Here is an 11,117-nt window from a genome sequence, read left to right as displayed (position 1 = left end):
TTGTTCTTCATAATCTCTTAATGATCTTCTTGCTAATTCGTCACCAGCAAGCTAGGTCGGCTATATTACTCTCTATCTCTAGAAAGTCAACCAGTAATGAAAACTATTTTTCAAACTTATCAAATAAAACCCAACTCAATTAAACTTAACTAAGCCACTGTTTTATCAGAAGTTTTAATCTTCATCACCGCCGATGGATGTGCATTCTACAGCATTTCAGAGCCCGTGCAACACCTTTTTCAAGAAAATCATTTTGTATGTATATTTTTTAAGCTTTTCGTGTGTTTTCATTCATTTTTTATACAAATTTGCTTAAATGATGTCTATTCGTGAATATAACGTTTATTATTTTTATACTAATAAGTAGTGCTACTTACACAGAAAAGGCCTCAGGTTACCTTATGCATCGTTCTATTTACTTATCTATATGCTTATTTTCTTTAGCTTCAAGCGCACATGTTTTCGCCGAGGCGGCCACCAGTGTGGAAAATCTGGAAAACGAGCCTGCAAAAACGCCGCTTAGAACAAAAATCTCGACCAAAGCGCAACAATTACAAACGCAACTGAAAGTTGATGCCAGTGCAGCACAGGCTGAAGAAGTTAAAGATCCTTTTCAACCGTTAAATAGAAAGATCTATCAGTTTAATGATGCGATTGACCGCACCGTGGTACGTCCCATAGCCGTACAATATGTGGAAAAAGTTCCTCAAGATGTTCGTGGCAGCTATACCCAGTTCCGCAGTAACCTAGGTGAACCTTGGAATGTGGTGAATCAGCTGATTCAAGGTCGTCCTGCCCGCGCTGCTAAATCCCTAGGTCGTTTTACCATTAACACCTTAACAACTTTAGGACTGGCTGATCCAGCGCGTCGCCTGGGCTTGAGTCATGAAGAGGAAAAATTTGGAATTACCTTAGGTTATTATGGCGTGCCTTCTGGCCCTTATATCATGTTGCCATTTTTAGGTCCAAGTTCTGTCCGTGGCGTAATCGGTACTGCTGTAGATAGTCAAGCTCGTCCACAAAAATACATTCTCGAAGATGAAGATGGACTTTACTGGACTGATCAGTTTTGGCGTGCCATCGATACCCGTTCAGAAATACTGGACGTTGAAGGAGTGCTGACTGGCGATCGCTATGCGCAGATTCGCGATATTTATTTACAACGTACCAATTATGCAATTGCAGAAAAGAAAGGTACAGAACAAGATACGCTTTTCCTAGAAGATGATTTTGAAGATGACAATTCTGATGATGCACCTTCTAGTGATAGCAACATTGAATCTTCAAACGAAGATCTTTAAGTTTAAGCTTCATGTATGATTGCTAGTGAAAATCTGTTCGCTAGCAATACTTTGCTTGTTATAGTACATCTTATAGCCAATCCTGGGATTGAATCACTTTTTTATGTATTTCATTCAACCGACTCGTGATATTCCTTACTTAGATCAAGTACTTGATACGCTTCCTCATGTTCAGATGATCTATCTGGATGATCATGAACTGTATGACTCTACGATTATTGCGATTGCAGATGTACATGATTATCTGAAATATAAGTGGAATCTGCCTACGATTGTACTGGCCTTAGAAAATGAAGGTACTGCTTTGGCTCAGGCCTGGGAACAAGGTGCTTTAGCCGGCTGGATCTGGAACAAGCTTCCCGAGAATCCAGATCTGGCATTACAAAAAATTGATGCACAATATAAGCGTAACCAGGATAGCCGTGACCTGCCTTCTGCTGCAGAACTACAAAAAAAATTGTTACCGAATCCGATTGAACTGACCAATTACGAGGTCGAAACCTATTTTCAGCCTTCAGCCTATCTTTCAGGGGATTGGTATGATTATTGGAAAATCAGCGACAAAGAAGTGATTTTCTATTTGGCCGATGTATCCGGACATGGCGTCACCAGTAGTTTGCTCACGTCCTGGATGGCAGCTTTCCATGGTCGCTCCAAGACGCCGCGCGAGCTGATCAAGAAGCTGAACGGTATGCTGATGCAGGAAAATATTGAAAAGCACATCACCATGATTGCCGGGATTCTTAATCTGGAAACCCATGTATTAAAATGGTCCAGCGCTGGACATTATCCTCCACCGATTATATTTGAACCCAATCAAGAACCTAAAATCCTCTCTTCCAGCAGTTTCCCTTTGGGCTTAACCGAAGATCTTGAAGTTGAGGAAAATGAATGGGTATTAAGTCGCAATGCGCGCTTTATTATCTGTTCGGATGGCGCACTGGAACCTTTTGATGGTGGTTTAAATGAACAATTCTCGCAATTATTACACCATTTGCAGAATCAATCTTTTCAGGCTCCGGAACATGTGGCTGACGATATCGCCTTTTTAAGCTTTATCCGCGTAAATTAGCAGTATATTTACAGGCTTTATAAGCACTTAATTTGATTACTACTTTCAGCCACTTGAGTATCAATACACCCTATGGGATAATTTAATATCCTTCTCTGCAAATGGCATTTATATGTCAACAGGTCATGTTGAATATGCAAGTCTGAATGGAACGCATATTTTTAAGCTTATCGGCGAAGTGCGTGCCCAATCTTGTATTAGTCTAGACAAATTACTGAACAAAATTGAACAGCAAGACAACGTAGTTGGCGCTATCGTTGATCTCACCGAAACCAGTTTCATTGACAGTACCGTACTGGGTGTTTTAGCGAAACTAGGACTCAAACTCAAGCAAGTACACAATATTCAGGCTGTCATGCTTTCTACCAATTCTGACATTACCACTTTGGCCAACAGTATGGGATTGAGCCAAGTGTTTGTGATTCTGAATTATTGTGGTGATCCAAATGTCTGCACACGTGCGCTGATGGAAGAATATGTCACGCATCAAAATATGCTGAATACGGTTCTGGATGCGCATAAAACCTTGATGAAACTGAATCAAAGCAATCAGAACATGTTTGAACCTTTAGTCAAACAGCTACAGAAAGAGCAAGACAATTTAGATAAAATTTCCGAGCAAAAGGTATAACCATCTTATAAGAGGACCCTATGACTTTACTTTCTGTTGTACAAATGAATTCTCAAAATGAAATTGATGCCAATTTCGTGGAGATTGAATCTTTAATTCAACAAAGTAAGGCCAATGGAGCTGAACTGATTGTTTTCCCGGAAAACTTTGTCTGTTTTGCCGCAGGAAAACAGCGTGAAACTGCTGCACAATTTGAAGTGATTCAGCAGCGTCTGGAACAACTTGCCCATCAATATGACACCTGGATCGTCGCTGGTACATTACCCTGCCCTTATCGTCCGGATGGTTCGATCATTGAAGATGGCCGCGTGCGTACCGTTAGCCTGTGTATCAGTCCGGAACGGACCGAAGCGCGTTATGACAAAATTCACTTGTTTGATGTGCAAGTCGGTGATGCTGTAGGCGGTTATCAGGAATCCAAGTTCTTTGAGCCCGGCACAGATGTTGTCGTAGCCAAAACCCCTTTTGGTAATATTGGTTTAATGGTCTGTTATGACCTGCGTTTTCCGGAACTAGCGTTAAATCTACGAGCCAAAGGTGCAAACCTCTTGACCGCACCTTCTGCTTTTACCTATACCACAGGTGAAATGCACTGGCAGCTTCTTCTGCAAACACGTGCTCTAGATAGCCAATGTTCGGTGCTTGGTGCAGCTCAACAAGGCTGGCATGGAGAAAAACGCCAGACTTGGGGACATGCAGCCGCCACCAATAGTCGTGGACAACTTCTTAATATGATCCATGCAGAAGGTGCTCAACTCATCACCGTCGACTTTGATTTAAATGAACAGCAAAAAGTGCGTGAATCCATGGCTTTAATGCAACACCGTAGACTTCTTCAACTTTCCTGAATCGTTTCATTTGCTTGCATAAAATAACAAAATCCCTGCTTATTCTTCAGGTGAAATCACCGAGCATAGAAGCTCTACGAAAAATAAACAGGGATTTAACTCATGTCATTAGAAAAAGCCGTCTATACCGCACATGCCAAAGCCACAGGGGGCCGTGATGGCCGCGCCATTTCTAACGATCAGATTCTGGACGTCCAATTGGCCGTACCTAAAGAAATGGGGGGACCAGGCGGTGGAACCAATCCTGAACAGCTCTTTGCCGCAGGTTATTCCGCCTGTTTCTTGGGTGCAATGAAATTTGTTGCCAATCGTGACAAGCTCAATATCAGTAAAGATGCCTATATTGAAGGTGATGTTGGGATTGGTCCGATTCCTACCGGGTTCGGGATCGAAGTGACATTAAACATCCATCTTGAAGGCATGGATCAGGAAGAAGCAAAAAAACTGGTGGATGCTGCGCATATTGTCTGTCCATACTCAAATGCGACCCGTAATAATATTGATGTGAACTTAAACGTAATTACTTAATTTTTTTATTTAACAGCTATCCTGAAAAAAGTTTCAGGATAGCTAGACTTCAATTATAAATTTCAAAATTTACCCGCTTCATCTTTTGTCAAAAGCTACTTCTCTTCCCCACTTGAAAACTGCAGCAAAAACTTAAGAAATTATATATAATGATTCTTATTTACATTTATTCGATTTATATTGATGTTAAAACTAGTTCTTCTGAATTCTCTCCTGCTCCTCACTGCTACAACCTCTTTTGCAGATCTTTATCTCTCAGAAAAAATCCGTCCGAAAATAAAATCTCTGCTCAATACTGAAATTGAACGCCTACCCATTCCTGCAACACCCAACAATATGATTCTGCCTGAATTTGGTAAAGGGATTATTGGCTGGGGCGCTGGCCCCAAAGATGCTGAAGCCCGTTTTCTCAATATTACTCAGGCAGATGTTGAAACAATGAAACAGGAAGGACTGAGTTTAGCAATGGCACAAGCCTGGCAGAACTTTTATGAAAATGAAACTCTGCGTAATCCGGGAAATCCGACTGCACCTTTTCGTGCACAACTCATGAAAAAAATCGTCAGTCTCTGGTAAATGTCCAAAAGTCCTGACGATCATTATGATAAAGCGAGCAGATTAAAAAATTATTCTACTGCTTCGTTGGTTACTCGCAATACTTCTTCAATCGTGGTTTTTCCGGCCAATACTTTACGCAGACCATCATCACGAATGGAACCTGACTGCTGACGTGCATAGCTTTCGATTTCATATTCAGCCGCATTGCCATGAATCAAACGGCGCATATGATCATCGACTGGCACAATTTCATAAATCGCGGTACGACCACTAAAGCCAGTATTGCCACAACGTTCACAGCCTTGAGGTTGCGGTAATTTTAAATCTTGGGGATGCTCAATATTGCCAAATAGATTCTTCTCGAAAGCATCTGCTTCATGCCAAGTCGCGCAATGTGGACACAAGGTACGCACCAGACGTTGGGCAATTACCCCGATTAAAGAACTGGAAAGCAAAAATGGTTCAATTCCCATATCTTTCAGACGCGTAACCGCACCAATCGCGGTATTGGTGTGCAAGGTGGATAACACCAGATGTCCAGTCAGGGATGCCTGTACCGCAATTTCTGCCGTTTCCAGATCACGAATCTCACCGACCATGACCACATCCGGGTCCTGACGTAACATCGCTTTTAACGCACGGGCAAAGGTCATATCCACTTTGGTATTGACCTGCGTTTGTCCAATGCCTTCCAGCTGATATTCAATCGGATCTTCAGCTGTGAGGATATTCTTGGAACCGTCATTCAGGTCAGAAAGTGCCGCATACAAGGTGGTGGTTTTACCCGAACCGGTCGGGCCAGTCACCAGAATAATCCCGTGCGGGCGATGTACTAAGGTCTTGAGTCGATCATAGTCATTATTCATCAGACCCAAATGGGTCATGTTCAAACGGCCGGCCTGCTTGTCCAGCAAACGCATCACCACCCGCTCCCCATAAGAAGATGGCAAGGTGGATACACGGACATCGACTTCACGGCCGGCCAAGCGTAATGAAATACGGCCATCTTGAGGAATACGCTTTTCGGCAATATCCAGTTTGGCCATGACTTTAATCCGTGAAACCAGAAGCGGTGCCAGTTCACGGCGTGGCTGTACAATTTCGCGTAACTGGCCATCGACCCGTAAACGCACCGACAGTTTTTTCTCAAAAGATTCAATATGAATATCGGAAGCCCCGACACGAATCGCCTCTGAGAGCAATGCATTGATCAGCCGCACAATCGGCGCATCATCTTCCTGATCCATCAGGTCTTCAGCTTCAGGTACGGAATCAGCCAGGCTGAGTAAATCCGGATGATCTTCCAGACCGGCAGCGACCTGTTGCGATTCGCCGCTATCGCCGGCAAAACTGGAACTGAGTAACTGGTTAAATTCCTGTTCGCTACAGAGTTGAAAATGAGCCGGATAACCGAGCAGACGGCGAGCTTCCTGCAATGCAAGCATCGAGGTATTGTCACGACGCAGAATAAAGGCCTGATCTCCCTCATAACGCAACAGCACACCATGGCGCTTGGCGAAGCTATATGGGATTTGTAATTGTTTAAGTACTTGCATCGCGGATTATAATAATGATGAAAAAATTTAAATTGAGTGTACTCTAAGCATATGACAGCGTGAAGTATGTTTTCAAAGATTTAGCAAGAAAGGGTGCCAAGATTGCCGCGAGATAAAGATGAATTAATCCCGAATACAGCAAAAATGCGCTGGTGGGGAGAACAGAATTTTGAAATAAATCAGTCTAAAGCCTGGCAGTTTGGCTCCTTGCTGTTTCGGCTGACCCGAGGGATTCAGGAATGGCGACTGGAATATTTCCGCCCTTCTGTGCAATATGATTATGAACAGCAATGGCATCAGATTGATGATCCGAATTTTGCCTTTCCCCCACCTGTGAAAATTGAACGCTATATGTTCAAATCCACGCAAAAAAAATTGCAACTGATGCCACGTCTTGCAGACCGTTCTGTGGTGATTAAACCAGTCGATCCGATTTATATTCCTGCTGGACAGCGCGGTACGCTTTATATCAGCACGCCCTTATGGATTGCCGGTTTTGTCGAGGGTCAACGCGAACCGATTTTCGATTTACCGGTAATCTTGCCAAAAGACACTTGGTTTGGACCTAATCACCGTTCGGGGGAAATCTGCTACGCCACCGCAGTTGATGGCAGAACCGAACTGAAACAGTTACATCCGCGAGCCTTTCGTGCAGTCACGCCAATTGAGTTTCACAATACCAGTAACCAGCAATTGCGCTTTGACCGAATGAATGTGCCAGTGCCTGCCCTGCCGCTTTTTTACAGTGAAAGTACCGGCCGCTTATGGACCTCGCAAATCCGCGTTTTGCATGAAAGTTCGGACCGTCCACCACGGATTCGGGTCGAAAACCGCACGCCACCAAATGCTGGTGAAGTGGCCTATCTGCATCCACCGCGTGATCCAGCAGGTGCATTATTTAATATGTTTGATTCATTTTTCTAAGGGCGTCTGATGCCAAGTTCAAATATTCCGACCGAAGTCACCAACAGCCTGAAGGGAGTATTTACCAATATCAATACCGATCGTTTGACCGAAGTTTTGGTGGCGGTGGTGTTGTGCTTTATTGGTTTCCTGATTGCGCGCTTTATTTCCAATACCTTTATTCGCACCATTGGTGTACGTTTTAATGCTCATCAAAAACTGGTCTGGCGCCGCGGGATTTTCTATTTTATCTTCCTGTTGTTTGTGATGGCCAGCCTCAAGGAAGCCGGTTTTAAACTCAGTGTCTTCCTCGGCGCTGCCGGGATTTTAACGGTCGCACTGGGTTTCGCTTCGCAAACATCAGCATCCAACCTGATCAGTGGCCTGTTCCTGATTGGTGAAGGTTCTTTTGAAGTCGGTGATACCATCCAGATTACCTTGATTCGTGGACATACCATTGAAGGTGAAGTGATCTCGATTGATCTGCTCTCGGTTAAACTGTTGACCCAAGATAATATCTATGTGCGTTTGCCAAATGAACAACTGATTCGGGCGCCAGTACAAAACCTGTCAAAATTTCCGATACGGCGGATTCCGATTACCTTGGCAATCAATTTCCATGAAGATATTATCAAGGTGCGCGAAGTTCTGCTGGATGTTGCCAACAAGTATCCACTGGTTCTGGCCGACCCGAAACCTGCAGTCACCGTTACCGCTTTCCGTGAATCTTCGATTGAACTGCTGTTTGCAGTGTGGTGCCAACAGGAAAACTACCTGAAAGTTCGTGATGAAATGCAGGAACGGATTCGCAACGGCTTTGTCGATAACCAGATTGAAATTCCGGTGCCGAAAATGGGCTTTGTCGATCACCCACTTTCCCGCCCTTTGGAAAATGAAGAAATCGATCAATATGCCAATGAAAAGACCCTCAAAAGAGAGCCTGATCTGAAATAACCCTTAGATTCCCTCTCCTTTTTAAAGGAGAGGGTTAGCGAGAGGATTCAAAGCTCCTTCTCCGGCATCGGCGCAATATAAGCAATCAGCAGCATCACCCCACCCGCCAGCAAGAAGGAAATCACCCGGGTCAGGGTGCCAATATGTGACAGGTCAAATAGTACGAGTTTCAAAGTCACAATCACCAGAATACTGCCACCTAAAATCCACATCGGTTTCAGTTTTCTGAGTGTTGCTGTCCACATGGTGATCCAGGCCAGCAATACCCAGAGTATGGTCAGACTAAGTTGAACTGTTGCATTGCTCCATAATGCCAGCTCATTAAACGGTGTCTGCAGATACACATGTAAAGCTCTTAAAACAATATAACTGGAAAGCCATAACAGGCTTAGTACCATTAAAACCGCCATCATGCCTTTATCACGTCCCACCTTGATTTGCTGTAACAGCATCCAGATAAAACTGGCAAACATGGCGATACTGATCAGGTCAAAAGGATTCAGGATCGGCAGCCAGTAATATTGAAAGGCTTGCTGGCTAAACAGCTGTGAACATACCAGCCAGCTTCCCATCAGCAATAAACAGCTCTTGGTTTGCCAAAGCTGCTGCCAACCTGACTGCACATCCTGTCGATAGCACCACAGGCAGAAGAATAAAGGTAAAATCACCATGCTCAGATAAGGCATGTTCGGGATCAGGCATACACTTGCCAAAGCCAGACTACTAAAAACACCAAAGCTCATCCACTCCTTGGAGAGCTGCAAGCCAGCCAACGGTCTAAGCCACAAAATGGCTAGTAGCATCGTAGAAAGGGCAAAAACTCCACGTTCAAAACTACTATTCCAGACAATCACCGCATTTTGACTACGATCCAGGGTCAGAATCGCCGCAATGACCAGCAAGGGCGAGATGCCACTCCACTTCGGCAGTAACCAGGACCATTCCTGGGTTTTGCGCAGGATCATTTCATTGAACAGTACATAACCCAGTGTGATGATAAATAAACTCAGCACATAGGCATGCTGACTCGGAAATTCATCTTCCAGCAAGGCAAATAACATCAGACTGGCCGCGACACTCACGCTGCTTAAAAAGCTGACACTCAGACTATCCATCTGCTGCTGGTACTGTTTTTTAAGCTGGCTGATGACTACGACTGCCACATAGCACAGACTCAAAATCCAGAAAATGACTCGCGGTGTTGGATTAATCTCGACCAGATAATACAGGCTGCTGAATCCGGCCATCAGCAATAAGCCCATGCTCAGATAGTGTGCTACCCGGACATTTTTTTCCAAGGCCCACAAATAAATCAGAACACCTTCAACGGCCCAGCCGACCACACTCCATTGCTCTGTCAATAAGATCGGTGGCACCAAGGCGAGAAAAATCAGCATCAGGCTCAGATAGCTCTGCGAAATGAGCTGGATAGTTTGTTTACGGCGCAACAGTGTCCAGCAAGCGGCAAAGACCAGTGCAAAGAACAGGCTTAACCCAGCTTGCCAGAGTTTTTGATTGGGCTGATTAAAATGAATCAGATACAGAAAAATATAAGCGGTAATAGGGGCAGCAAAAATCAGCGCTAAGTCCAATACCGGTTTTAACTGAAAACGTGAGAGATCCTGTCGTGCCAGCAACTGGCTAAAGCGGAAACCTAGCCAGATAAACAGTGCACTATGTGCCAGAATCAGCGCAGTCATGGCATAACGCTCATATGTATAACCATGAATCAGGCTATATATCCCGCCAACGACCCCAGTGACTAAAAAAGCAATTTGATTGAGAATCTTCCATGGTCGGAAACTGCTCAGCACTGCCATCCCGATATTGATCAGCAGATAATAGCTAATCAACTCAACAGCCGAAGCATCGCGGGTAGGCAAGGTAAACGGCGCCAGATAAGCAATCAGCAAAGCCATCAAGGCCAGTTCGATGCTTTCCTGTTTCAGACTTAAATACAAAGTGATGGCCAGAATGATGAGGAATAGCAAAGTCGCCAACGGTAACGTGGGAATCACCAGATTGTAATAGGCAAAAAATAAGGTCAGGAACAGACTCCCCAAACCCAGTCCTTCCAGTGCCAGAGCAAAACTCCGATTTTTTTGCATCAGGCGATAACCCAGACCTGTTACACAGCCACTTGCCAGTGCAACCAGGCCCAATTTTGCAGCCAGACTGAGTTGCCAGTGCTCAGTGGCAAAGCGCAGCAGTAAAATAATCCCAATCACCAAAATACTGATTGCGACCTTGAGGACAGGATTCCCCTGAAAAAGCCAGCGCTGCAGTTGATCTACCAGATGAGGAGAATCGTTTACCTCTTGGGCAGACTCGGTTTTCACCAATGGAACAGAATCGGATCGATCCGGTGATCGCTGTAAGGGATCGGCAGAAAGAGATTGTGATTGCAGCTGTATCAAGCGCCCTTCCAGACGTTGCAGCCACTTGAGCAAAAAGAATACCCAGGCCGTAATCCCAATTCCCATCAGCCAATCCAGTTCAGCCAGTCCACCAACAATGGCAGTAATTGAAGAAATATATAAAGGAACTTTAGAATTGCGTTCTAGGGACATCTGCTGCTGTCCGGCCAATTGATTCAGCGGTGCTTCTACCGCAGTGACATATTGCATCACGCTAAAGATAAAACCCAAACCACACAGATAAGTCACAATCTGATAACCCAGATACCAGGCGCTGATCCCGGTAATCAGCAAGGTAATCAGCCAGATCATGCGTAACTCATTCCGTCCTGCAGCCATTCTTATATTT

10 protein-coding genes are annotated in these 11,117 nt (G+C 44.5%); 8 read left to right on the top strand and 2 right to left on the bottom strand.

All coding sequences use genetic code 11. The features are described from left to right. The first annotated feature begins 401 nt into the window (after positions 1-401). The 6 genes from WFH18_RS10090 to WFH18_RS10065 all read left to right on the top strand — a co-directional run bounded on the left by WFH18_RS10090 (position 402) and on the right by WFH18_RS10065 (position 4,956). Positions 402-1,301, top strand: a complete 900-nt coding sequence (locus tag WFH18_RS10090) for an MlaA family lipoprotein (RefSeq protein WP_004278245.1) — start codon at positions 402-404, stop codon at positions 1,299-1,301. A gap of 103 nt (positions 1,302-1,404) precedes the next feature. Continuing rightward, a complete protein-coding gene (gigA, locus tag WFH18_RS10085) occupies positions 1,405-2,373 on the top strand; it encodes an RsbU family protein phosphatase GigA (RefSeq protein ID WP_004732911.1) in 969 nt (322 codons plus the stop codon). A gap of 112 nt (positions 2,374-2,485) precedes the next feature. Beyond that, positions 2,486-3,004, top strand: a complete 519-nt coding sequence (gigB, locus tag WFH18_RS10080; protein ID WP_005103337.1) for an anti-anti-sigma factor GigB — start codon at positions 2,486-2,488, stop codon at positions 3,002-3,004. Between the two features lie 20 nt (positions 3,005-3,024). Then, a complete protein-coding gene (locus tag WFH18_RS10075) occupies positions 3,025-3,852 on the top strand; it encodes a carbon-nitrogen hydrolase family protein (RefSeq protein ID WP_336754800.1) in 828 nt (275 codons plus the stop codon). 102 nt (positions 3,853-3,954) lie between these two features. Next, complete coding sequence (locus WFH18_RS10070) at positions 3,955-4,380, top strand: organic hydroperoxide resistance protein (RefSeq protein ID WP_005103335.1); 426 nt, start codon at positions 3,955-3,957, stop codon at positions 4,378-4,380. 183 nt (positions 4,381-4,563) lie between these two features. Beyond that, a complete protein-coding gene (locus tag WFH18_RS10065; protein WP_005103334.1) occupies positions 4,564-4,956 on the top strand; it encodes a DUF4951 domain-containing protein in 393 nt (130 codons plus the stop codon). 50 nt (positions 4,957-5,006) lie between these two features. Here WFH18_RS10065 and gspE read toward each other — a convergent pair whose 3' ends face one another. Further along, complete coding sequence (gspE, locus tag WFH18_RS10060; protein WP_005267419.1) at positions 5,007-6,494, bottom strand: type II secretion system ATPase GspE; 1,488 nt, start codon at positions 6,492-6,494, stop codon at positions 5,007-5,009. Positions 6,495-6,638: 144 nt separating this feature from the next. On the opposite strand from gspE, the gene WFH18_RS10055 reads away from it, so the two are divergent. Both WFH18_RS10055 and WFH18_RS10050 read left to right on the top strand, forming a co-directional pair. Then, complete coding sequence (locus WFH18_RS10055) at positions 6,639-7,418, top strand: hypothetical protein (protein ID WP_162924849.1); 780 nt, start codon at positions 6,639-6,641, stop codon at positions 7,416-7,418. Between the two features lie 9 nt (positions 7,419-7,427). Further along, the gene (locus WFH18_RS10050) at positions 7,428-8,351 is read left to right on the top strand and encodes a mechanosensitive ion channel family protein (protein ID WP_005261908.1); all 924 of its coding nucleotides are present in this window, start codon (positions 7,428-7,430) and stop codon (positions 8,349-8,351) included. A 47-nt stretch (positions 8,352-8,398) separates the two neighbouring features. Here WFH18_RS10050 and WFH18_RS10045 read toward each other — a convergent pair whose 3' ends face one another. Beyond that, positions 8,399-11,107, bottom strand: a complete 2,709-nt coding sequence (locus tag WFH18_RS10045) for a DUF2339 domain-containing protein (protein WP_336754797.1) — start codon at positions 11,105-11,107, stop codon at positions 8,399-8,401. Between the last annotated feature and the right edge of the window lie 10 nt (positions 11,108-11,117).

It is taken from the genome of Acinetobacter sp. USHLN143 (assembly GCF_037145695.1).
GTDB classification, from domain to species: domain Bacteria; phylum Pseudomonadota; class Gammaproteobacteria; order Pseudomonadales; family Moraxellaceae; genus Acinetobacter; species Acinetobacter fasciculus.
This window is presented reverse-complemented; position numbering and strand designations above follow the sequence as displayed.

Excerpts from the sequence above, each read along its gene's own strand:
- WFH18_RS10090 (WP_004278245.1), top strand. The coding sequence starts at position 402 with ATGCATCGTTCTATTTACTTATCTATATGCTTATTTTCTTTAGCTTCA.
- gigA (WP_004732911.1), top strand. The coding sequence starts at position 1,405 with ATGTATTTCATTCAACCGACTCGTGATATTCCTTACTTAGATCAAGTA.
- gigB (WP_005103337.1), top strand. The coding sequence starts at position 2,486 with ATGTCAACAGGTCATGTTGAATATGCAAGTCTGAATGGAACGCATATT.
- WFH18_RS10075 (WP_336754800.1), top strand. The coding sequence starts at position 3,025 with ATGACTTTACTTTCTGTTGTACAAATGAATTCTCAAAATGAAATTGAT.
- WFH18_RS10070 (WP_005103335.1), top strand. The coding sequence starts at position 3,955 with ATGTCATTAGAAAAAGCCGTCTATACCGCACATGCCAAAGCCACAGGG.
- WFH18_RS10065 (WP_005103334.1), top strand. The coding sequence starts at position 4,564 with ATGTTAAAACTAGTTCTTCTGAATTCTCTCCTGCTCCTCACTGCTACA.
- gspE (WP_005267419.1), bottom strand. The coding sequence starts at position 6,494 with ATGCAAGTACTTAAACAATTACAAATCCCATATAGCTTCGCCAAGCGC.
- WFH18_RS10055 (WP_162924849.1), top strand. The coding sequence starts at position 6,639 with ATGCGCTGGTGGGGAGAACAGAATTTTGAAATAAATCAGTCTAAAGCC.
- WFH18_RS10050 (WP_005261908.1), top strand. The coding sequence starts at position 7,428 with ATGCCAAGTTCAAATATTCCGACCGAAGTCACCAACAGCCTGAAGGGA.
- WFH18_RS10045 (WP_336754797.1), bottom strand. The coding sequence starts at position 11,107 with ATGGCTGCAGGACGGAATGAGTTACGCATGATCTGGCTGATTACCTTG.